Source organism: Paenibacillus xylanilyticus (genome assembly GCF_009664365.1).
GTDB lineage: Bacteria > Bacillota > Bacilli > Paenibacillales > Paenibacillaceae > Paenibacillus > Paenibacillus xylanilyticus_A.
Map to the genome: position 1 here is coordinate 3,000,514 of NZ_CP044310.1, position 24,198 is coordinate 3,024,711.

Sequence of the window (24,198 nt, forward strand, 5' to 3'; positions counted from 1 at the left end):
GGATACCTTAAGCGGTCCAAAATATTACAGAAGAGGAATGAAGAAATGAGTAAAGCATCAGAGACCTCAACGGAGGATAAGAAACTAAAATGGTGGCAGCTCAGCTTGCTTGGTGTAGCAGGCACGATTGGTACAGGCTACTTTCTGGGCTCCAGCCTCGCGATTTCGATCGGTGGCCCGGCAGTATTACTGGCTTACATTTTGGCTGCCCTCGGTACATATGTAGTTTTTGATGCCTTGGCTAGAATGACATCGGATCACCCAGAGCAGGGATCTTTTCGTTCCTATGCCAAGAAGGCATTCGGAAGCTGGGCTGGCTTTGCCAGTGGGTGGGTGTATTGGTTTTCCGAGCTGCTAATTATGGGAAGTCAGTTGACGGCCTTGTCCATTTTTTCGCGTTTTTGGTTCCCGAATGTTCCTCTCTGGATATTTGCAGCCGGATTTGGAATTGTAGGGCTATGCATCGTGTTCTTCGGAAATAAAGGGTTTGACCGGGTTGAAAATGTACTTGCCATTATTAAGATCGCAGCCATTCTTATGTTTCTGGTACTTGCTATCGCGCTTCTCGCAGGGTGGATTGGGGGAACGAAGTACGAGCATAACGTACCGCTGAGCATGACTGAAATTTTCCCGAAAGGTGGGATCGGTCTGTGGTCTGCATTCCTATTTGCTTTTTATGCCTATGGGGGAATTGAGGTACTCGGAATTATGTCCTACCGGCTTCAAAAGCCGGAAGAGGCTCCCAAGGCAGGCAAAGTGATGCTGATCTCGCTTTCAACGGTTTACGTTGTGTCGATCGGACTTGCTTTGACCATGGTTCCGCTTGGTGCCTTTAATCCCAAAGAGAGTCCCTTTGTACTGGCACTGAGCAGTGATCATTTGGCATTTGTTCCGCATTTGTTCAATGGAGTGTTGATTGTAGCAGGTTTCTCTACCATGACGGCGTCACTTTATGCGGTGACCTCCATGATGCTGACATTGGCACAGGAAGGAGACGCTCCGCGGTTGTTCTCGCGAAAATGGAAGAAGAAGTATCCATTATCCGCACTCTCACTGATCGGATGCGGCCTTATCGCAACCATCGTCATGTCTTTGCTGCTTCCTGGCAAGGTCTATGAATATGTAACAACTGCGGCTGGATTGATGCTCATGTACAATTGGTTGTTCATTTTGTTATCTTCTGGCCGCCTTCTGAAAGCAGGGAGGTTCAGCGTTGTCAAACGATGGATTGGGCTGGTACTGATTGGCCTCGCTGTAACAGGTACGCTTTTCCATCCCCTGAGTCGACCCGGCTTCTTTATCAGTCTGCTGCTTGTCTTAGTTATTGGAATTAGCGATATGATTGTGCAAAGGGTTCGGAAGAAGCAAAAGGAAGAGCCCACCAGCACAGCTCAGGAAGAAGAGCCGCATAACCCCCTGGAAAGTCCCAGCTTCCACATTACCGGGATGAGACTTCGCAAAAGCAAGCTTAAATGAAAAAAAGGAATTTAACGGCTTTCGCACCCTTGTCCAACTGAGCAGCATTGATGGGACCGATTGGGGCTGATAACGAAATCCCCAGTAAGATTTATCCTAGTACCATGAACGTTGTCCTCTCCTTTCATGTACTTTATCAGCTTATTCCAAGGAATACTTAAATAGGACAACATCTAGATTTTGGCATAATCTTTACGGAAATGATCCATATTAAACGGAAATAAAGGAGGTGAGATTATGCTACTCCGTTGGATGAAAAGAGTATTTCAATCACAACCGCTACCTCAGAAGAACGAGAAATCCTTTCAAAATCAAACAAAGCCATTTGCAAAACTGGATCCATCACTTTCAAATACACTTAGCTCCATTAGAGAAGCTTTTAAGAATAGTCCGGATTTTGTGGTTCGTGAATTTGCTGAATCTGCAGCCTATGATATCCCATTAGCGGTTTGCTATATTGAAGGTTTAACTGACCCAGTCCTGCTTGTAGAGCTAATGGAACATGTCGTCCATTTTGTTAATACTGCCCCATCTAATGAGGAATTACGAGCGGACGATGTCGTGAGAAGGATTTTACCTACGGGTCATATTGAAAATCTGGATTCACCAGATCTGATTTACCGCGCAATTTTAACCGGGCATGTGGTTGTACTGGTTGATGGTGAGCGTTATGCCATAGCAGTTCCCATTCCCGGAGGAGCAAGAAGGTCAGTGGAAGAGCCGACTTCTCAGACTGTAGTTAGGGGACCTAAGGAAGGTTTCACCGAAGAAATCAATACCAATATGACTTTAATTCGGCGAAAAATACGGACTCCTGATTTGAAATTTCAAATGCATCATATCGGAGACTATACACAAACATCGGTTGCTGTGGCTTATATTCAGGGCATAGCCAAGCCGGAAGTGGTAGCAGAAGTGACGAAGCGTTTAAGCGCCATTCATACGGACAGTATACTCGAGAGTGGTTACATAGAGGAGTTCATTCAGGACGCTCCGATCACCCCTTTTCCAACGCTGATCAATACCGAGCGGCCCGATACAGTAGCCGGCAGTTTGCTCGATGGACAAGTAGCGATACTTGTTGACGGGACACCATTTGCTCTTATTGGCCCCGTGACTTTTTTTAACTTTTTTCAAACGACAGAAGATTACTACCAGCGTTATGATATTTCTACTTTTTTGAGAGCCATTCGATTAATGTCTTTTTTGGTCTCTTTGCTGCTCCCATCTACTTTCATTGCATTAACCACATTCCAACAAGAGATGATTCCTACTACCTTATTAATTACACTTGCCGCACAGCGGGAGGGTGTGCCTTTTCCTGCGTTACTTGAAGCGTTACTTATGGAAATTACGTTTGAGGTCATTCGTGAGGCAGGCGTTCGGATGCCACGAGCGATTGGGCCAGCGATATCCATTGTAGGTGCATTGGTTATTGGCCAAGCGGCAGTAGAAGCGGGATTGGTTTCCGGAGCGATGGTTATCGTGGTATCGTTCACGGCCATCTCCAACTTTGTTATTCCTTACTTCAGCATGGCAACAGCAGTACGTTTGATGCGTTTTCCATTCATGCTGCTGGCTGGTACCCTTGGATTGTTCGGTATATTGGTAGGTGCAGTGCCATTGTTGGTTCATTTGATATCGCTCAAGTCATTGGGTGCGGATTATATGATGCCTTTCAGCCCGTTTTACAAGTCAAACATGAAGGATCTGATCTTGCGGGTACCTTGGTGGGCGATGAAGACGAGACCGAATGAAAAAGCAGGGCCCAACAAAACAAGGCAATCGGCAAATCAATATCCCTCAGGCTCCAACAGTGTTGTAGAACATATTCAAGAACCTGAACCTGATAGATAAGAGGGAGGCAGTTTTGTGATCCGGTGTTTCTACATCCTTATACTCCTCGTTTCAGTGATCTCTATTGCCGGGTGTGGTAATCGTACGGAGCTGAATGAACTGGGCATTACGACTGCAGCAGGATATGACAGAAAGAACGGTAACTGGTTGATTACCTATCAGATCATTGTTCCTCCTGCAAGCAGTACAAACGGATCTTCTGGTGGATCCCAATCCGCGGTGACTACCTTTTCATCTCAAGGGAAAACGATTAGGGAAGCGGTAGCCCAAAGCAGTCTGGAGAATCCCAAAAAGTTATACTTTTCACATACCAATGTCATATTAATTGGCCAAGAAGCCGCACAATATGGACTGTCAGAGATCTTGGATGACTACTATCGCAATATCGATGCCAGGGAATCGGTTAAGGTGATCATCGCAGATGGGCAGGCGAAAGATTACTTAAAGAAACTGGTACCACCAGAAAAACAACCTGGCCGGGCACTATCTCAGATTATAGAACGTAACCATGAGCTTGGATCCTATTATCCGGTCATGAATCTGCATGAAATTGCTTTGAAAATAACTTCCGACAGTGGTTCAGCGGGCATTCCCATCCTCACAGTAAAAGGGCAAGACACTAAACAACTGGAGTCCATCGATATTTTTAGGCAGACATCAACGCGAGGCAAGCTAAGACTTCAAGGATTAAGTGTATTTTATAAAGATAAGCAAATCGGTGTATTGAATCAAAGAGAGAGTATGGGCATTTCGTGGCTAACTGACCGAGTGAATAGAACTAATTTGAGTTATGTCAATACACATGGTGAAATCAATTCTTTTTTGATTCAAAAAGCAAGTGTCAAGGTTGAGCCCGTGAAGTCGGGTCATCATTACAGCATTCAGGTGAATGCCAAAGTCAAAGCTGAACTGAATGAGAGCACAACACTTGCAGATATAACAAGCCCACATATTATTGACGAATTGCAGCTGCAAGCTGAGCGAATCATTACCTCGCAGATGATGGAGGGGTGGAAAGCAAGTCAGCGGCTCCATGCCGACATGTTAAGCATTGCTAACAAAATTCATCAAAGACATCCAAAGGACTGGAAAACATTAAAAGAAAAGTGGCCGCAGGAGTTGGCACAGATGGAGATTAACGTAAACGTCGACGTAAGCCTAAGACGAACCGGGCTGCTGCAGGATTCATTCAGTCGGTTGCTTCATAAGGAAAGTGGAGAAAGTGAAGGGGAACATTAACGCCAAGGAGATGTGTAAATATGAATTCAGCCGGATCCGTTCGTGTATCCGAATTGGCCGCTGGTCTTTCCCTGTTCGAAGTTGGAAGTACAACCTTGTTTCTAATGGGCGGAGAAGCGAAGCAGGATGCATGGTTAGCGATGCTAATTGGAGCATTTGCTGGCCTATTGCTGCTAATTATCCATCTTACCATTCATCACCAGGAACCCGACCTGGATTTGTTCCTTTTGTTGAAACGCTACATGGGCAAGATACTGGGAACAGTAGTAAGCTTATCATTTATCGGTTATTTCGCTTATGAAGCTTCCCGGAATCTGCGGGATCTGAGTGAGGTTACCACGTTGACGTTGTTAAATAAAACACCCATGTGGTTGATCAGTATAATCAGTCTGCTGGTTGTAGCCAACACCGTGCGGTACGGATATCGTGTGCTGTTCCTCATTTGCATGATTTTGTTCCCTGTAATAGTTTTCGGTTACGTGTTAATCAGTATTCTTATTCCTGCCACTGGTCTTTTTCATACTGAATTGAGTTTGCCTGTATTGGAAAACGGGTGGGGAAACATATTCAAGGCTGCTATTCCAGAAATTATATCCTTTCCATTCGGACAAGTTGTTTTGTTTTTGGTCTTTTATCCTTATGGCCGTAAAGGAAAGAATCTGAACAAAGTCGTGATCATAGCATATATCGCTACCGCGGTCAGTTTAACATTTATCAATCAACTCATTATTTTCGTTATGGGACCCGACATCGCAATGTTTAGTACGCTCCCTCTGCTGCAAACCGTTCAATTAATTGACATGACAGAGGTGCTTGAACGGATGGACGCCCTGTTCACGCTGCTCCTGTTCTTGGGATTAGGGATTAAGATCGCTTTTTTTTTCCAAGGTGCTGTAATAGGGCTTGAAAGAATCACTGGAGCTAGTTACCGGAGATGGGTACTGCCTGCAGGGATTGTGTTGTATGGACTGTCATTCTTGTCTCCGAATTTTACAGAGCATCTTGAAGTTGGGCGAGGCATTGCGTTGATCTATTCTTCACCGTTATTTCAAATTGTTCTTCCGCTCATATTATTAATTGTTATTCTTATCAAGAAAAGAATGAAGATTAATAAGTGATGCTTTAAGACAATCATGAAGTTGGAATGAATATTAAATACATATTGGAATATAGGAAAATGTGGAATAGTGAACTACAAAACGACTCAGTAGACACTGAGTCGTTTAACTTTAACATTTTATTTGGAGTCCGCTAATTTCAAAGCCGTATCCGATTTTTCCAAATCATGCTCAACTTGTTCTTCGATATTGTAAGGATGATACATTTCATTTTTGATCATATAGTCGGCGATTTTTTGATGCGTATCAATTGCAGTGTCCAGTTGGGCCTTCAGCACTTTTCGAACTCGTGGTGTTGCCGTTTCGGTAAGAGCAATCGCATAAGTGCGTACAGCTGACTTGGCTGACAGAAGCATATCGGTGGCAATCGCAAGATCATCCATTGGCTTGATGGCCTTTACCAGCATTTCTTTGGTCATTGTCGTAGACATAATAAGAATCCTCCTTATTTCAATAGGGATTTCAACTCTTCAATCGCTTGGGATGAATTGTTCAGATCGTCTTCAATCAAGGATTTTAGTTTCTCGTCTTGGACCAGTTCCAGTATGGTAACCGCTTTAGTAGCACATGATGTTTTGAGCGTTAGCAGTTCATGAATTTCAAGTTTCTCGTGTACTGCAAGTTCTTTCGTCGCCATCGTGAAACACCTCCAGATATCGTTGTCTATTGATTAGTACCCAAAATAATAGAGTAGAAACGTAAAAGAAATGATATATATAATGAATACTTCAATGGGTTAACGATTATTTATCGCTCGCTTTTCCATCGAGGTCATGATGTAGTTCTGTGGCAGGAATGACAGGCTCGTAGACTTGCCCTTTTGGAACAGGATTGGAAACGTACACGAAATCCCCGGTACCATCTGGAGCACTTCCTTTCGCCCACAAACCTTCACTGGATTCTGTACCTTCGGAAAGATTCCAGAACTCATAGGCTTCAGGTTGAGATTCCTGCTCGGCCTCTGGTGGGAAGGAAGCAGGAACAACGACGCCGTTCTTTTCCTCCAATTCCTGAATGGCAGCCATCCATTGATACTGATGGTAACGGTCACGTGCCAACATTTTGCGGAACGTCGCCCGAACGCCTTCATCGGTAGTCATGTGATAGAGTCGTGCAACCTGGAGACGGCCCTGACTTTCGGCATGCAGGTTAGAACGCATATCTGCAAGAAGGTTGCCGCTTGCCACAATATATGAACCATTCCAAGGTACGCCAGTAGAGTTCGTAGGTAAACCGCCGAGTCCGCTCACCAGTAGATGTTGAGGATTGATTCCTCCCATAATGGCAGCAGTAACAGGATCCTCAGCTGCTTTTTGCTGTTCAGCAGGTGTGGCGCCATCCAGCAGCTGGCTGATCAAAGCGCAGAGCATCTCAACGTGGCCGATTTCCTCGGTGCCGATATCCATAAGCATATCTTTATATTTTTCTTCGCCACGACAATTGAATCCTTGAAAGAGGTACTGCATCATTACGGTCATTTCGCCGAATTGTCCACCCAATACTTCCTGGACCTGACGGGCAAATACGGGATCCGGGCGATCTACTTTTACTTCGAATTGTAATTCCTTTTGGTGTCTGAACATGTGAATCCCTCCAATGGTATGGTTGATTAATTCTAAATCTATATAACCTGTCCAATTAATTCTAAACAAAAGGGAAACACAAAAAAGACAAAGAGGGAGCAGAATGACGGCTCCTTCTTTGTCTTGAACGGGCATTGAATGTTCCTTAAATTAGGCGCTGCGTATGCTTACTCCGAATCTGGTCTTTTGATTTGAAGAGGAGGAGGAACAAGCCAGCCTTTTTCTTTGACCAATTGCAAAATGCGCACGCCTAGTGCCGTCTTGGTTACGTGATATTTGGCGAATAATGCACCGATATCTTCCCGGATGGATTGTCCCATGACCTGGCTCGCAGCAACCAGACCCAACGAGGTGTCTGCTGCGATTTTGGCTGCGATTTCAGGATCAGTAAACCTTGCGCCAGCGGGGATATCCTCCAATTTGACAGGAGGTCTTTCGGGCAGCATTGGGGCCGGAGCAATGCCATTCTCGGTCAACAAAGCATCGCACTCTTTAATTTCCAGTTTGGCCTGATCCAGCAGGTCATCAAGGATTTTTTTCAGATCCTTATCTCCTGCATGGTTCATGTACGCCTGGTAACAGGAAATGGAGCCTTTTGCCACCATGGAGCATTGCCACACGCTGAAGATTTCTCCGTAGTGCATGGGTTCGTCTTTGGGATTGCCACTCAATATACCCATTTTATCGTATCCCTCCAAATATTCAGTCGTTTTACCGGGTTAGGTTCTCCTTAATCAAAGAATTATATTCTTGCTCCGAATCCAATCATTGGGTGAGCTTGATATCACATAAATCCAGGAAGAAGGCAGAAACTAAGGCTGTAATTCACTTGAATGGAGGACAACCATGTTTTTTTATAGAGAAGATCTGATTAATATGATTGTTCCGGATAAACCGGATCCGGCAGCAGCCAAAGTGTTACAGGAAACATTGGGCGGACAATTTGGAGAAATGCGTACGATGATGCAGTTTTTCTTCCAGAGCAGCAACTTCCGCGGAAAAGCAACACAATACAGAGACCTGCTTCGTGGTGTATTTCTGGAGGAATTAAGCCACATCGAATTGGTACAGCAAACGATAAATCAATTATTGACCGGAGCAGGAGCGGAGGGGGCAGGCGATGCCGGCCTGGACGGAGCTCCACTCGACGAAGCCATCAAACATGCGAATCCGCATCATTATATTATGGGGGCACAGAGTTCTCTGCCTGTAGATGCAGCAGGTAACCCATGGCTTGGGAATTACGTCTACGATCATGGCAATCTGGTCAGCAATTTGCTTGACAACGTTGTATTGGAATCGACGGGAGTATTACAAAAAACAAGAATCTATGAAATGAGTACAAACAAAGCGTTTCGTGAAACGTTGGGTTTCCTGATCGTTCGTGATAATTCACATCAAAATGCATTCGCGAAGGCCCTCGAAACGTTGGGTGTAAATTGGGGAAAAGTGTTTCCAGTGCCGAACTACGATATCAACAAATACCCGGAATGCCAAAAATACGTTGACCTTGGCTTCCATAATGCCCAGTTTAACTTCCGGTTGGATAATACCCGGATTGCTGAAATATATAGCGGCCAATCACCTAGTCGTAATGGCGGCGAACTGAAAGTTACTGACCCTCCGCAGGGATTCCCACTCCCATATATGCCGGAACTTCCTAATGAGCATAGCCCTGGCCTGCATGACTTGAATGCCTGAGTACTTACTTACATGAAATAATAACTGCAAAAAAAAGAACCCATATCATTGGGTTCCTTTTTTTTATACATATGTTTATTGACGATGCTGGTTTGGATACTGTCCGAACGTTTGCCCAGTAATACTGACATTTGGGTTGTTATAAGGTTGTTCTAAGTATGAAACATGTTGAGAAGTCGTGCTCACGAGCTGTTGAGCGAGATTGGCGATTTGTTGTAATTGCTGAATAGCGGTTTGGTGTCCTTGAAGTGCGGTTTGAATCATATGAGCCGCTTGCTGCTCGCGTTGAGCCAATTGTTCAAGCTGCTGAGCATTGCTTTGCTCCTGTCTCAGCAGTTGTTGATACTGCATGGAAGCTTGCTGTGTTTGCTGCGTAAGCTGCTGAGCCAGATGGGAAATTTGTTGGGACTGTGAAAATTGATTCAAGTGAGTAGCCTCCTACATGTCATTTGGATTACTTGGAGTAGTATGCAAATCAGATTGGTGAAATATTCACTATTTACTAAGAAAAAGGGAGCTTAAAAGGTTACCTTAAGATGATCCAAGTTGAAAAAATTACAGACAAAATATAATTTGTTAATTGCTCCCATATTAATCCTCTTGTATACTAGATTCGTTCCAAATGTTTACTTTTTACGCAATAAAGATTAAGTAGATTTAATAGCTTACACTTTCATGAAGGAGGATTTCCATGCCGAACAAACAGACTAAATCACGAACAGAAAAACGTAAATCTCATCCCTACGTTCGCACGCTTACAGGGTTAACCGCAGCCATCATCGCTGTTAGCGGAGGGTTCAGCGCGATGCCTTCCCAGGCACTCGCGGAGAAAGCGGATATCTCCATCTACAATTGGAATTCATATTCCAATTTAACTGTACCTGAACGTAAACCTTCCTGGACAGTGAAGGTAGACTCTTATACAGATCAGAATGAAAGCTATCAAGGACAACAGGCTGTTGCAGAAGACGGTAAAGTATTTGCCTTTTCTAATCGCAAGCTGGTCGCCTTGGATGCAGCAACGGGCAAACAGCTCTGGACATATGGTAAAGATCTGACCCCTAGCATCGTTTATGACAATGGCGTTCTGTATGGTCTAACCTCCAGCCATAAGCCATATGCGGTAAATGCCAAGACTGGAAAGGCTGTATGGCAATCGGGCACATCCACATGGGTGGATACGCGTGAGCGGACCGAAGCATTAATTCCTACTGCAGATACACTATACGTCATCAAAGGAAGCACCACATATGCTTTTGATCGGAAGACAGGCAAGCTGCGGTGGAAGGCTGATGAAGCATTAGCCGAAGGCAATGGTACAGCGTATCTGCAGGAATCCGATGGAGTGGTGCTGCGAACCTTCTTTGTGCAGGGTGCACTGACTTCTGTGCAATTAAACGCTTATGACAAGAAAACCGGGAAAAAGCTATGGAGTGAGTTTGGACAGGGAGAGGCACTTCAAATTAAAAATGGATTGGTATATTCCGTCGATTATTACACTCCGCTGCTTCAAGATTATGAATCTGACCCGGACCGGAAGGTACAGGTGAATGCCTTTAATCTCAAGACAGGAACACGTAAAGGAAGTATGGACTTCACTTGGAAAATGTCCGGCGACCCGCCGTATGAGCACGGCCAAGGGAGTGCATTGGCTGATAATGGGAAGATATATATTGAACAGGCAGGCAAGATTGCTGAATATGATCTGAATACGTATAAGAATGGTGATGCTCCAACGAGGACGTTTCAGCCTCCTGGCGGGGTGAGTGGAGAACTGGTAGCGGTTGTTCAGGATCGTCTAATCTACAGGGACTCTGTTACAGATAGCGAATTAAAGGGTGTTAAGCTGGTAAACGGCAGTGCGGTTCAATGGAATGGCGATGCTCCAGTGTCGCAGGTTAGCATATATGGCAAAGGAATCTATCGTGCGCAGCGTAACGGTACACTGCTTGGAATCAATATGCTGACAAGCCAGCCTGTATTCCGTGTGAAAACCGGGGCTGATTTGCATGAAGCAACGCTGAAGACCGGCAGCATGATTATTATACAGGCCGAAGGCAAACTGATTGGCGTCAAGCTGCCAGCATCGCTGAAATAGTGGGCGATTGAAGAGTGGTGCCATGAGGGAAAATAAATGGAACTTAGAGGGACGGACATTTCCGTCCTTTTTTGCTGTGCGCGTAATCGTCTTATAAGCTGGGCAAATATGGATTGACGAATGAGTGCATAGTGTATATATTATATATACACACTATGCACTTAATAAACACCAACGAGGTGAATGACCATTAAAATTCTGATATCCAACGCTTCGAGCGATCCCATCTATATGCAGATATTAACCCAGATCAGGCAGAGTATTTTGAGCGGAGAGTTGGTTGCCGGGGATAGTCTTCCCTCCATCAGGCAGCTCGCCAAGGATCTGCAAGTCAGCGTGATTACGACCAAACGTGTCTATGAAGAGCTGGAAAAAGAGAAGTTAATTGACTCCGTCGTAGGCAAGGGCTGTTTCGTCTCAGGAGCCAATCAGGACTTTATTCGGGAGCAGCGGATGAAACGGCTGGAAGAGAAAATGCTGGAGATTATTCGGGAAAGTAAGGAATTAAGTATGACGGAGCAAGATGTAATTCAACTTTTCACTATGTTGTCTGAGGAGGAAACTTCATCATGAATGCCATTGAACTGCGTAACTTAAGCAAGGTGTATCCCTTATTTAAGGTGGATAATATATCTCTGGATGTAAAACAGGGGTATATTACTGGGCTCATTGGACCGAATGGGGCGGGGAAAAGCACCCTGATCAAAATGATCATTGGCTTGATCCACCCAGACTCGGGTACGATCAGGACATTGGGACATGAGATGCCCGCTCAGGAAGTAAATATTAAGCAGCGTATTGGTGTCGTATCGGATGAATGCTTTTATTATGAACATCTGACGATCCGTGAAATGAAAAAAATGATTGCACCCTTTTATAAGCAGTGGGATGAGCAGCAATTCAATGGATACCTGGAGCAATTCGAATTGTCGCCGAAGAAGAAGATCGCTGATTTGTCCAAGGGGATGAAAATCAAGTTCTCTCTGGCCATCGCTATGTCACACGATGCTGATCTTCTCATTATGGATGAGCCGACATCCGGTCTTGATCCTGTATTTAGAAGAGAGCTTCTGGATCTGCTCTCGGATCTGATACAGGATGAGACAAGATCCATTATCTTCTCAACGCATATCACGACGGATCTGGAGCGTATAGCGGACTATATTGCATTTGTTAATCAGGGCAAACTTGTGTTTAACGAAACGAAAGATGATGTACTGGAGAGATATACGATCGTAAAAGGAGATAGGGAGCTGTTAGATGGGGATACCCGAAATCAATTTATCGGAATTCGCGAGACAGCCGTTGGTTTTGAGGCACTGGCAGACAATAGGGAAGAGGCTGCAAGGTTATTCGGAAGCTTTGCCCTTTTGCAAAGACCTACCTTGGAGGATCTGATCTACTTTACGGCAAAAGGGGGACGCAAACATGCTTAACCTGCTTCGCAAAGATTTCATAGCGCTAAGAAGTTCACTGTGGACGATTGGATTATATCTCGTTGTGTTTAGCCTGGCATTCATACCCAACCATGAAATGTCGATGTATTTTGTCGGGATCTACACGGCATTTGGTTCCGTGATTCTGGCAACCATGATTGATATCAAAAACCATAATCATAATTTCCTGGTTACCCTGCCGGTCAGCCGCAAAAATATCGTGCAAGCCAAGTATGTATCTGCGATCCTGTATACCTTATTTGGTGTGCTCGCCTCGTTCGGAATTCACTGGCTGGTTCACTTGAATTTCCCTCAGCTGAATAAGCCAAGCTATACCTTCATGGACATTATGGTTTCCATAGGCATGGTATTGGTGCTGGTATCCATCTATATGCCGCTCTTTTATGCACTGAGTAAAAAGGGAGCAGGAATAATCAATGCTATATTTATGGTTGCACTCATTCTTCTTGCTCAGCCTTTTGCTGTTCTTATGACCATGGTCAATGAGAAAGGTCTGGATGGGCAACTTATAGCCATGATATCGATTGGGATAATATTCATCTTCGGTGCATCCTATGTGTTAACTACTTATTTGTTTGCGAGAAAGGATTTATAAGAAATTTAAACAAATGATATTAAGAAAACCCCGCCGCCTGATTCATCAGGTAACGGGGTTCTTTATTATTTTGGATCGGATTTCGTCACTTCAATCTGAAATTGATCGGAATAAGATTTGAGGTTGCCTGCAAGGCCAGCGAGCTGCCCGGAAATGTTCGATAGTTCGCTCGCGGATCGCTGCTGCTCCTCTGCACTGGCCGTAACTTCTTCCGCCATGGCCGAAGTTTCCTCTGTTGCAGAAGCGATATAGCTTAGGTGCTGTTCCACTTCCTGACGAATGGAATGCATATTCATTGTGCGGTTCTCCAAACGCTGAGCAAGCTCGTGCACTTCAGTCGATAATTGGCTAACCTGTCTGAACGCCTGAAGGCAATCAGCAATCTGTTGTTCCTGCTCTTTGACCGCAACCATATTCGCTTCAAAATGACTGCCCATCCGTTGGATTTCTTGAACAAATGAACTCAGAATCCCATCAATCTCCTGGATGGAACGTTCAGATTGCTGAGCGAGCTGGCCCATTTCACCAGCAACGACGGCAAAGCCTTTACCCGCCTCACCGGCACGGGCTGCCTCGATGGAAGCATTCAGCGATAAAATCTGGGTTTGTTTCAGGATATTATGAATTTGTCCACTAATGGAAGCAGCGAGCTCTGATTGAGTGGTTAAAGACCTGGAAATTTCCTGCTGATGCTCAACCCGCTTGGCATTTTCCCGGCCCTTTTCAAGTAGAACCTCATGTTCGCGTGTAACTTGTACTTGTACGGAAGATAGCTGCTCAGAAGTATGGGTGAACTGCTGCACGTATGTACCAACTTCATCCATAATCTTGCCGAGGTTCTCTGAATGCTGGACGGAGTGTTCTGTCTCTTCCGCCTGTTTCATGGAGCCTATGGCGATTTCCTCGATTGCTCTGGAAAGTTCCTCGGTCTGGCGCTGGTTTGTCTGAGCGGTTTCCGCAATATTTGCCGAAGACTGCTGCAGCGTATCAGACCCTTGCTGTATTCCCTTCAGTATGTTCGTCAATTGCGAAGCCATGACGTTAATCAGGTCACTGATGTCACCGAGCTGATCGTTGGATAGATGTTTGGATACCACTGTGAGATTCCCTTCCGCGACCTGTTCGAGGCTTGACTTGATATCGCGCACTTGTTTGAGAATGCCTCTTACCACCAATAGCATCATGACCAGCGATAGAATCAATACAACCACAAAAATCGGAATAATGGTCCGATACGCATTATTCACCGATTCAGAGGATACTTGATTCACTGCTGCAGCAGAAATATCAATGCCCAAATAACCAACAATTTCATCTTGAGGATCCTTGATTGGTGTAAAGGAGGAGAGCAGCTGTCCCCAGGTTGGATCATCCACAATGCCTGTAGTCACGACTTCACCGTTTAGCAGGCGTTCCTGAATCTGGGGATTGAATTCCATTGCCGTTCCGTAAGGGCTATATTCCGTATCGTCCCAATCAGCTCCATCTATCGTGTACATCCAGCCGTCTGGCGTTTTGTTATACATATATACATAGAGGGCTCCCGATTGAAGCCGGACTTTAACGAGTTCGTCTCTAAGACTTTTGTATTCTTCGCTTTCCTCCGAAGCCGTGGAGTATAATGTCTTGATCGATTCTGATTCCTGGCCCAGCAGGGAGGCGGTGTTTACAGCTAACTGCTGATTGTTATGCTGCATGGTCAAAACAGATGCATTTTCACTGGAGTGGATGGTCGTCCACATAATGAGACCGCCCATGGCCAGTAGTGGCACCAGAATGATTAAATACAGTTTGAGTCTTAAGTCCATCTTGATCTTGCGAGTCTGTCTCACGTTCTGTTCCCCCTTGGAAGTAGTTAAAACAACGGGTGTTTCGTATAACCCCATACTATTTATCGTAAATTGAGAGGAAGAAATGAAGATCAGTCCTAGATTTAGATTGACATATGTGAAGATGAGCTGCTCAGAAAACAGCGAAGACCCTGATATAAATCGGTTTCAACTAAACGATCCGGACCTCTGAGATAGAATGAAGGCTGTACAAACAAAAAAGACCTATCCGGTTGGATTGGTCTTAAAAGAGTTCATGGGATTTTTCAGTTACTCAAATGCTGCACCAGCATTTCAACGAATCGTTTGGCGAATTTCAGATCGCTTTGAACAGTAACGTGATCTTCTTCTGAAGCCAGACTCATTTTCTGCAGCATACTCATCATGGATACAAAGATAAAATGGGCTGTGTTAAGGGGATCAGGATCAGGCTTCAGCGTACCATCTTGATATCCGGTCTCCAGAGCATCTAACAGGAAATGTTGTTCCTTTTTACGTTTGATAAACAGATTGTATTGTTCTTTCAATTCTTGGCCTGAATCATAGGCATCATAGTGCAGGTCGAATAATAATACGAATTTGATATAACCGAGATGAGTGGAGGCGTAATGGACCCAGGCTTCAAGCATGGAAGCAAGCATCTCTTGGCCGTTCATTTCTGGTGAAGCAGCATTTTTCACGTATCCGGTCATACTCTCCAGAATCTCCACTTGGACCGCCAGAATAAGTTCGTCCATGGATTGAAAGTGCTTGTAAAAGGTAACCCGGCTTATTCCCGCTTCGCTGCATATATCTTTGATATTCACATTAAGGAAGCTCTGCTTCATGCATAATTCTTTGGCTGCTGCAATTAGAGCTTCGCGGTTTTTGTTTTTAAAATTTTGGTGCCAGTTCTCAGTCATAGGAGATAACCTGTTCCTTCACATGGTTTTTTTGCATCGTCCGTACAAGGGCGAGCCCAAGGATAAGTGCACCAACAATATAAGGAATATGAATGTGTTTGTCAAACCGCAATCCAGCAAACAATGGTTCAATATTGATCCCTATGCTGGAATAGGTTGTGTTAATCCTGCAGCATATCCTTGATGATCTCCGGCATAACTGGCGACCATAATTCTCAATAAATATGAATATATTAACATGTAATTTACATAAACATGCAAATATCAACATATTCCTCTCGTATGATATAGCTGGCTAATCTAGTAATCATGAATGAAATAGCACTAGATGCACATTCATGCCAAATGAGAGGAGAACATGATGATTAACCCATTGTACAAAAAGGTTCTGGCCATCCTGCTATCAACCGCGCTGGTTATTGGATGGTTTGGGGGACTGGGTTCGGCACCAGTAGTTAAAGCAGCGGAGGCGGTTGAATCTCAAGCAGACATCTTGCTTAGCAAAAATTCAACGTGGAAGTATTTTGATCAAGGTCAGGATTTAAAATCGGTATGGCAGGCTGTCTATGAAGACAATACCTGGGCAGTAGACAAAGCTCCTTTTGGTTACAAAGACAATGGTAGCGGCATATCAACGACATATTTCGGACCGCTTCAGACAGAAGTGGGCTATGGTGGTAACCAAGATCTGAAACACCGCACTACATATTTTCGGACAACGCTGACAGTTAATCAGGAGCAAATCCAAAATTATGGTCAAATTCTGGGTACCTTCGGCATTGACGACGGTGCTGTTTTATATGTAAATGGCACGGAAGTTCGCAGATTCGGTATGCCTGATGGGGAGATCAACTACTCTACCAAAGCAACATCTTCTATGGATCTGCCCGTTATGTATACCGATGTGGATCTGACCAAACCGCTTCAAACGCTCCTGCATGATGGGGAGAACATCATTGCAGTGGAAGTCCATCAGCAAAGCGATGGAAGCTCGGATTTATACTTCGATATGGAATTGAGAGCGTTAGCTGAGGCACCGGCAATCGATATTACCAAAGTCACAGCTACGTTCCATGGTGACGCCAAAACAAGTAAAGGGTTTACCTGGTATACACCACTTGCTTCGACCAATAGTCATGTGCAAGTGGTTAAAAAACAGGATGGAGCTCCCGAATTCAGCACGGCTCAATCCTATACCGGTGAAGCGATCATCTCCAGAAACTCTCCGGGAGAAATGGTTCATAAAGCAGAAGCTGCAGGACTTGAACCAAATACTTCATACTATTATCGTGTCGGTGACGAGACGCTTGGCCTCTGGAGTGAAACAGGAGAGTTCAAGACAGCTCCAGAGGGTGGAGCCTTTACCTTTGTTGATCTAACGGATACTCAAGCGAAGGATGAGGAAGAGGCCCATTTATCCGCGGAAACGCTATCAAAGGCACTAGCTACCGTTCCGAATGCAGAGTTTGTCGTGCACAACGGTGATGTTGTTGAGAATGGGACCTCGGAACAAGAATGGAACTGGCTGCTTGGGTATTCTCAAGAGGATTTGATGAGAACGACAATTGTACCTTCTGCAGGCAATCATGAGAACAAAAACTATGCATTCTATGATCATTTTAATGTAAAACAGCCGGAGAATGCGGCGACGGTCACAGGTGCTTATTATTCCTATGATTACAGTAATGCACATTTTATCGTTATGAACTCCAATGAAAATTCGACGGATTATGCGAACTTCTCGAACGAACAAGTGGAGTGGATGAAGCAGGATGTGGAGCAGGCCAAATCTGCTGGTGCCGAGTGGATCATCGTCAATATCCACAAAGGACCGTATACCACGTCCAATCATGCGACTGACAGTGATATTATTGGTGATAACGGGGTTAGAAATAAAATTGCCCCGCTCATGAATGAGCTTGGCATCGATCTTGTTCTTCAAGGACATGATCACATCTATGCTCGAACCAAACCGATCAAGCAGGATGGAACTGCTGAAGAAGTTTCCACAATAGAGGAAACATTTCAAGGACAAAGCATTAAATACACCGTTAACCCGGATGGAACTATTTACATGATTCCAGGTACGGCAGGGGCCAAAGTATACTTCAAAAATACGAAACCTCAACTGGGCGATGCATATTTTAGCCTGTTTGAACGTGCAGAAGAGAATCATGCCCGTGTGTACGGGGATACAACGAGTGCAGCAAGAGGTCAGGTACAGAATTTTACCTCATTGACTGTTGATGGAGGCAAGCTTACAGCGATCGTTTATGAAATCGATCAGAATCGATTTAATGCTGAACCTTTTGTCGTTGATACATTTGGAATTACCAAGGACACACAATCCAATGATGAGCAAGTGAACAAGGTTACGGTTACGTTTAATGGAGATCCAACCACTAGCAAAGGATTTGCCTGGTACACATCCGAACAGGCTCCAGGAAGTGATCTTCAGGTTGTTGAAAAAACAGCTAATATTGCTGACTTCTCAAGTGCAATCTCTTATGAAGGACGTTCCGACCGCTCCGTGAATTCGCCTAATGAACTTGTACACAAAGCGGAAGCAACGAATCTGAAGCCAGATACGCTTTATTTCTTCAGAGTGGGCGAAGCTTCCAGCAATACGTGGAGCAAGACGGGCACGTTCCGTACAGCGCCGAAGACAGGAGCCTTTACGTTTATTGATCTGGCCGATACGCAGGCGAAGGAAGAGGATGAAGCAATCCTTTCCTCCGAGACACTGGACAAGGCACTTGCAACCATTCCGAATGCACAATTTGTGGTGCACAATGGAGATATTGTGGATAAAGGTGTTAAAGAAGAGCAGTGGAACTGGCTTCTCGGACATTCTCAATCAAGCCTTCTGAATACAACAATCGTTCCATCGGCGGGGAATCATGAAGATGAAAACTTCGCTTTTATCGATCATTTCAACCTGGATGTACCGGAGGACTCGGCAACAGAGACAGGGGCTTATTATTCATACGATTATAGTAATGCACACTTCGTGGTGTTGAATTCTAACGAAGATTCAGAAGAGTATAACAATTTCTCGGCAGAACAGGTTCAGTGGCTGCAGGACGATGTAAAAGAAGCTCGCAAAAACGGGGCAGATTGGATCATCGTCAATATTCATAAGGGTCCTTATACAACGTCCAATCATGCAACAGATTCGGATATTATCGGACCAAACGGAGTACGTAACAAAATTGCTCCGCTGATGGCAGAACTGGATATCGACTTTGTGTTACAGGGGCATGATCATATTTACGCCCGCACCAAACCGATTGATAAGACAGGGAAAGCGAAAGAAGCAGTCAAGATTACGGAAACATTGAACGGTAACAAGATTGAATACGCAGTGAACCCGGATGGCACCATTTATCTGATTCCAGCGACAGCCGGACCGAAAGTATACTACAAAAATCAGGATCCTGTTCTTGGGAATACGTATTACAGCCTGTTTGAGTTGGCCGAAGAAAATCATGCTGCAAAGTATGGACCAGATCCCAATGACGATCGTCGCCCGAAACGCGGACAGGTTCAAAACTTTGTGGGCATCACCATCGATGGGAACAAGCTTACAGCCGTAACGTACGAGATTGATCAGAATATGAATGATGCAAAACCGTTTATTATTGATCAATTTGGCATGATCAAGAAGTCGAATACGGAAACGCCGAACCCAGGAACGGGTACATCCAACCCTGGCTCAGGTGGCGGTTCTGGAAACAATGGCGGTTCTGGAAGCAGTGGAGGGTCTGGAACCACTACCCCAACACCTGGAACGGGTTCTGAGACGACGCAGCCAGGAACAGAGCAGGGAAGTAATCCGGACACCAGTAATCCTAGTCAACCTGGCACTGGAACTGTTGGCGGCAGCAATGGAAATCTACCACAGCTGAAAGATACCGAAGGACACTGGGCGAAATCGCTAATCGATCAAGCTGTGACTGCAGAGTTTGTACAAGGCTATGGCGATGGAACCTTCCGTCCGGATCAAAAAGTAACCCGGGCGGAGTTCATTACCATGCTGGGCAGAGCCATGAAAATGAATACAAGCAGCACGGCAACTACGTATACCGATGCAAAACAGATTCCAATCTGGTCTGCGCCATACATCGTGGAAGCAGCTTCAGCAGGCATTATAAGTGGGTACACGGATGGCTCATTTAAGCCGAATAAACCACTGAACCGCGCTGAGATGGTGACCATGATTGCTCGTGCAAGCAGCACACCGGAAGGTTCCACGGCTTCGATTTCTTTCGAAGACCGGGATCAGATTCCTGCATGGGCAGTGCCGTACGTGGCTTCGATGGTTGAGGCCGGCTTGATTGATGGTGTAGGCGGTAATCGATTTGCACCATTGCAAACAGCAACGCGAGCTGAATCGGTCAAATTAATCTTAAGTATTCTGGATGAAAACTAAATATTCGTTGATAGTCAGCCTGACCCTGGACGGTTATTTACCTGGGGTCAGGTTTTTTTGTGTAACAGAACAATCCTTATCATTAAATTTCTCAGATCGATAATCCATTCTCTGATACAATGATAGACAAGTGCGGTTAACCCATAATTAGGAGTTGAAATCATGTTGCCCATCATTAACTTGCAAGGAGTCTGGAGAATGCAGCTTGACGAGAACAAGCTGGGAATCAATACTCCGTATGACGACACGATTACCATGCCTAATACAACGTCTCATGCCAGAAATGGAAAGAGAAACGAGCTGGCCGAGGTTGGGGCGCTCACAGACGAATACGCTTTCGAGGGATGGCTCTGGCTGGAGCGGGAATTTGAGGTTCCGGAGGAATTGGAAGGAAAGTACTGCTGTCTGCATCTGGAGCGTACACGGGTTACAACAGTCTGGGTTGATGATATTCCACTAGGTACATGCAACAGTCTCAATACGCCCCATGAGTATGTGCTTAAGGAAGGGCTCTCTGCCGGTACACATACCGTTCGAATCAAGGTGGACAACACCAGCTATCCAACCAAAGGCGGGCATATGACTTCCAAGGATACACAGACGAACTGGAACGGCATTACGGGCAAACTGGAATTGAAATTCAGCAATGAAGCACGGATGAGTGATGTGCAAATTTACACGGATGCGATGCATAAATCGATAACGCTTTCGGTGAAATTGGATGGAGAGCAGCAGAACACCCAAATCGCCGTGTCTGCCAAAAGTTTCGCCATTGATGAACAAACTTCCGGCCTTGAAGAAGCTGTACATGAAGTTAGAGAGCGTTTGTACCCGGTTGATCATAACGAGATGAGTATCTCTTATGCGTTGGGAGATAAAGCGCTCTTATGGAGTGATGATGCACCTCATTTATATAAGATTGCCATCACGCTGCGAGAAGAGAGCGGGAGAATCATCGATGATCGTGACATCGTAATTGGACTGCGGGATTTCAAGGCGAGTGGAGACAAGTTTACAATTAATAATCGACCAACCTTTTTACGAGGCAAGCATGATGGATTGATCTTCCCGCTAACTGGCTATGCACCAACGGACGTGAACGAATGGGTGAGAATCCTCAGCATTTCGAAATCCTACGGTATTAATCATTATCGTTTCCATACTTGTTGTCCGCCTGAAGCAGCATTTGCTGCAGCTGATATGCTGGGAATCTACATGGAACCCGAGCTGCCATTTTGGGGCACGATTACGGATGAGAGCGATGCGAACCATAACCAGGCAGAACAGGACTATTTGATTGAGGAAGGCTTCGCCATTCTGCGCAGCTTCGGGAATCATCCTTCGTTTGTCATGATGTCACTGGGGAATGAGTTGTGGGGGAGCAAGGAAAAGCTAAGTGCTATTCTGAAAGATTATAAGGCATATGATCAGCGTCATTTATATACTCAAGGCTCCAACAATTTTCAGTTTACCCCGGTTATTCTGGAGGAAGAAGATTTCTTCAGTGGTGTGCGGTTCTCCCGTGACCGCTTGATCAGAGGTTCCTATGCGATGTGTGACGCGCCGCTGGGCCATGTTCAAACCGATCTGCCTGGTACGATGAAGGATTATGATGAGCATATTCACCCTCAGCAGCACACTGGACTAGAGGATTCCCATTCGCAGGAACAGGAGATTCAGATCCAATACGGGACAGTCTCCAAAACGGTGAAAGCGGCTGCAACAGACAAGGAGCTCATTCCGCATCTTCCTGTGGTCTCACACGAGATTGGGCAGTATGCCATGTATCCGGATTTTGCGGAGATTGAAAAGTATACAGGCTCGATCAAAGCTCATAACTTTGAAATCTTTCGAGAACGATTACAGGCTAAGGGGATGGGGCATCTCGCTGAATCGTTCTTCCGTGCCTCAGGTCAATTGGCCGTAGATTGTTACAAGGAAGAGCTTGAGGCAGCTTTTCGATCTGAGCGACTTGCAGGCTTTCAACTGCTTGATTTGCAGGACTTTAGCGGACAAGGAACGGCCCTTGTCGGCATATTGGACGCATTTATGGACTCCAAAGGTTTAATCCGTGCTGAAGAATGGCGAACCTTCTGCTCGGATGCTGTGCTCTTGGCTCGTTTTGAGAAGTACAACTATGCGGCTCGTGAGACATTTAACGCATTGGTAGAGTTGAGTTATTATCGTCAGGTCCCTCTGATAGGGGAAACGTTGCGATGGGAATGTACTCTAGGAAACCGCGTTATATCCGAAGGAGAACAGCTCATTACAGAGGATCACATGAAGCCTTACCAGAAGCTTGGGAACATCCATGTAACTCTGCCAAATGTAGATAATATGTCTCAGGTATCTTTAAAGTTGTCCATATCGAATACGGATATATACAAATCCTATAACATCTGGGTCTACCCTGAGCAAGAGGATCGTCAGTTTGTTGATGCGCCTGTGTTTAAGAAGCTCACAGATGCAGCGCTGCAGAGGTTGGAAGAGGGGGGCTCAGTTCTTCTGCTGGCTTCTCCCGGACAGGTTAGCAACGCTATTGAGGGCTTATATAGTACTGATTTCTGGTGTTATCCCATGTTCCGCTCGATCTCGGAAAGCATGAATAAACCTGTTCCGGTAGGTACGCTTGGTTTGCTAATTCAGAATGATCATCCGGCTCTTCAGCATTTCCCGAGCGAGATGCACTCCACTTACCCATGGTGGAATATAGTTACCCATTCGAGCTCCATCATTCTGGACGACCTCCCGTCAGATTTACAGCCGATTGTGCAGACAATTGATAACTTTGAGCGTAATCATAAGCTTGGACTGTTATTTGAGTGCAAAGTAGGCAACGGCCAAGTGTTAGTTGGGGCACTGGATTATGACCAGCTACTCGGTCAGATCGAAGGGCGACAATTTATTCACAGTCTGCTGCAATATATGGAAAGTGATGATTTTCAACCGACGCACGAGATGACTGTTCATGCAATGAATCAACTGCTGTTTAAATAAAATGGATGTAGGAAAGACCGTCTCTTGTGATGGTCTTTCTTTTTTTGCAGCATACGTTAACCAAAATTTATACCGAATATCTTGAAGAACGAAACTTCATAATACATGAGTCTGCGAAATGGGACAGCCAAAAATAACAGATTAATGGGAGGTAATTCTACATGCAATTGCAAAATCATCAAAACATTGAAACAGGAACGATCCCACCCCAACTCAACCATGGCGGCCATGAGATGTTTGATGTCCATGAGGTGCTTGCTGGAGCTATCAATACGTTAAATAGCTATACGATGCTGAGTCAGCATGTCCAAGATCCGGAACTGCGTGATATTTTGCTGCGTCAGAAGCAGTTCATGTCCGAAGAGTACAACATTACGCTGGAATGCTTCAGAACAGGACAAGATCCATCCAAACCAACGCAGAGCTATAAAATGTCACAAGACAACGACTTCACATATGGCATGAAACCAAGCCAACCGAAGAAGCCAATGCTCTCTGCAACTGAAATTTGTGATCAAAGCATCTCTCTAAGCATGTTAAATGCAGTGAAATCGGGAGCAGTAATGAAAACAACGGCTGCGCTTGAATCAACAAATCCGGTGGTGCGTCGTGTACTGGCAGATTCGCTGCCCAACTGTATCGAGATGGCATATGAGATTTCCATTTATCAGAATAAAAATGGTTTCTACCAGGTGCCGCAGCTGCCTCAGCAGGATATGCAGCAAATGCTGAATGGGTTTGCTCCATCCATGATTGCATCACAAATAGGTGGAAACTTGCCGCACTAATCTTTAACGTATAACCCGGCCCCATAGAGGACATGCCCATGTCTACTATGGGGTTTGTCATGCGCTTTGTTCATATACTTAAATATCTGAGACATTAATCTTGAGTCGTTTTTGATCCGAGGTGAA

The 24,198-nt window shown here is 45.0% G+C and carries 19 protein-coding genes and 1 pseudogene; 12 read left to right on the plus strand and 8 right to left on the minus strand.

All coding sequences use genetic code 11. From position 1 onward, the window contains the following. Positions 1-45 precede the first annotated feature (45 nt). Positions 46-1,476 carry an amino acid permease gene (locus tag F4V51_RS13485; protein ID WP_153978359.1) on the plus strand — a complete coding sequence of 477 codons (1,431 nt, stop codon included), beginning with the start codon at positions 46-48 and terminating at the stop codon, positions 1,474-1,476. A gap of 19 nt (positions 1,477-1,495) precedes the next feature. Here the strand turns inward: F4V51_RS13485 and F4V51_RS29060 are convergent. Continuing rightward, a pseudogene (locus F4V51_RS29060) lies at positions 1,496-1,567 on the minus strand (amino acid transporter); the annotation flags it as partial. A 146-nt stretch (positions 1,568-1,713) separates the two neighbouring features. Here F4V51_RS29060 and F4V51_RS13495 point away from each other — a divergent pair. The 3 genes from F4V51_RS13495 to F4V51_RS13505 are packed head-to-tail and all read left to right on the plus strand — an operon-like array spanning position 1,714 to position 5,690. Beyond that, positions 1,714-3,333 (plus strand): spore germination protein, encoded by a 1,620-nt coding sequence (locus F4V51_RS13495; protein WP_153978360.1) that lies wholly within the window; start codon positions 1,714-1,716, stop codon positions 3,331-3,333. A 15-nt stretch (positions 3,334-3,348) separates the two neighbouring features. Then, positions 3,349-4,572: a Ger(x)C family spore germination protein gene (locus F4V51_RS13500; protein WP_153978361.1), complete on the plus strand. Its 1,224-nt coding sequence runs from the start codon at positions 3,349-3,351 to the stop codon at positions 4,570-4,572. A 20-nt stretch (positions 4,573-4,592) separates the two neighbouring features. Next, the gene (locus F4V51_RS13505) at positions 4,593-5,690 is read left to right on the plus strand and encodes a GerAB/ArcD/ProY family transporter (protein WP_153978362.1); all 1,098 of its coding nucleotides are present in this window, start codon (positions 4,593-4,595) and stop codon (positions 5,688-5,690) included. 119 nt (positions 5,691-5,809) lie between these two features. Here F4V51_RS13505 and F4V51_RS13510 read toward each other — a convergent pair whose 3' ends face one another. The 4 genes from F4V51_RS13510 to F4V51_RS13525 form a co-directional block, all read right to left on the minus strand. Beyond that, complete coding sequence (locus F4V51_RS13510; protein WP_153978363.1) at positions 5,810-6,121, minus strand: spore coat protein; 312 nt, start codon at positions 6,119-6,121, stop codon at positions 5,810-5,812. Between the two features lie 14 nt (positions 6,122-6,135). Then, on the minus strand, positions 6,136-6,327 hold the full coding sequence (locus F4V51_RS13515) for a spore coat protein (RefSeq protein ID WP_153978364.1): 192 nt from the start codon (positions 6,325-6,327) through the stop codon (positions 6,136-6,138). Between the two features lie 106 nt (positions 6,328-6,433). Beyond that, on the minus strand, positions 6,434-7,273 hold the full coding sequence (locus F4V51_RS13520; protein ID WP_095287311.1) for a manganese catalase: 840 nt from the start codon (positions 7,271-7,273) through the stop codon (positions 6,434-6,436). Positions 7,274-7,440: 167 nt separating this feature from the next. Beyond that, complete coding sequence (locus F4V51_RS13525; protein ID WP_153978365.1) at positions 7,441-7,953, minus strand: DUF3231 family protein; 513 nt, start codon at positions 7,951-7,953, stop codon at positions 7,441-7,443. Positions 7,954-8,119: 166 nt separating this feature from the next. On the opposite strand from F4V51_RS13525, the gene F4V51_RS13530 reads away from it, so the two are divergent. Further along, entirely contained in the window at positions 8,120-8,974 is an 855-nt protein-coding gene (locus F4V51_RS13530; protein ID WP_153978366.1) for a manganese catalase family protein, read from the plus strand. A gap of 75 nt (positions 8,975-9,049) precedes the next feature. On the opposite strand, the gene F4V51_RS13535 is transcribed toward F4V51_RS13530, so the two are convergent. After that, a complete protein-coding gene (locus tag F4V51_RS13535; RefSeq protein ID WP_153978367.1) occupies positions 9,050-9,400 on the minus strand; it encodes an AMP-dependent synthetase and ligase in 351 nt (116 codons plus the stop codon). A gap of 265 nt (positions 9,401-9,665) precedes the next feature. On the opposite strand from F4V51_RS13535, the gene F4V51_RS13540 reads away from it, so the two are divergent. The 4 genes from F4V51_RS13540 (at position 9,666) to F4V51_RS13555 (ending at position 13,124) form a co-directional block, all read left to right on the plus strand. Continuing rightward, on the plus strand, positions 9,666-11,072 hold the full coding sequence (locus tag F4V51_RS13540) for an outer membrane protein assembly factor BamB (RefSeq protein WP_153978368.1): 1,407 nt from the start codon (positions 9,666-9,668) through the stop codon (positions 11,070-11,072). A 189-nt stretch (positions 11,073-11,261) separates the two neighbouring features. Beyond that, positions 11,262-11,645 carry a GntR family transcriptional regulator gene (locus tag F4V51_RS13545; protein ID WP_095287751.1) on the plus strand — a complete coding sequence of 128 codons (384 nt, stop codon included), beginning with the start codon at positions 11,262-11,264 and terminating at the stop codon, positions 11,643-11,645. Continuing rightward, positions 11,642-12,508, plus strand: coding sequence for an ABC transporter ATP-binding protein (locus F4V51_RS13550; protein WP_153978369.1), 867 nt, complete (start codon positions 11,642-11,644; stop codon positions 12,506-12,508). The genes F4V51_RS13545 and F4V51_RS13550 overlap by 4 nt, the downstream gene beginning before the upstream one ends. Continuing rightward, positions 12,501-13,124, plus strand: a complete 624-nt coding sequence (locus F4V51_RS13555; protein WP_153978370.1) for an ABC-2 transporter permease — start codon at positions 12,501-12,503, stop codon at positions 13,122-13,124. The genes F4V51_RS13550 and F4V51_RS13555 overlap by 8 nt, the downstream gene beginning before the upstream one ends. Positions 13,125-13,189: 65 nt before the next feature. Here the strand turns inward: F4V51_RS13555 and F4V51_RS13560 are convergent, their stop codons facing one another. After that, positions 13,190-14,956 (minus strand): methyl-accepting chemotaxis protein, encoded by a 1,767-nt coding sequence (locus F4V51_RS13560; RefSeq protein WP_153978371.1) that lies wholly within the window; start codon positions 14,954-14,956, stop codon positions 13,190-13,192. Positions 14,957-15,219: 263 nt separating this feature from the next. Next, a complete protein-coding gene (locus F4V51_RS13565) occupies positions 15,220-15,855 on the minus strand; it encodes a TetR/AcrR family transcriptional regulator (protein ID WP_153978372.1) in 636 nt (211 codons plus the stop codon). 358 nt (positions 15,856-16,213) lie between these two features. On the opposite strand from F4V51_RS13565, the gene F4V51_RS13570 reads away from it, so the two are divergent. The 3 genes from F4V51_RS13570 (at position 16,214) to F4V51_RS13580 (ending at position 24,072) form a co-directional block, all read left to right on the plus strand. Further along, entirely contained in the window at positions 16,214-20,287 is a 4,074-nt protein-coding gene (locus F4V51_RS13570; protein WP_236146757.1) for an S-layer homology domain-containing protein, read from the plus strand. A 162-nt stretch (positions 20,288-20,449) separates the two neighbouring features. Continuing rightward, positions 20,450-23,284, plus strand: a complete 2,835-nt coding sequence (locus tag F4V51_RS13575; protein ID WP_153978373.1) for a glycoside hydrolase family 2 TIM barrel-domain containing protein — start codon at positions 20,450-20,452, stop codon at positions 23,282-23,284. A 161-nt stretch (positions 23,285-23,445) separates the two neighbouring features. Beyond that, a complete protein-coding gene (locus F4V51_RS13580; RefSeq protein ID WP_153978374.1) occupies positions 23,446-24,072 on the plus strand; it encodes a spore coat protein in 627 nt (208 codons plus the stop codon). Positions 24,073-24,198 lie beyond the last annotated feature (126 nt).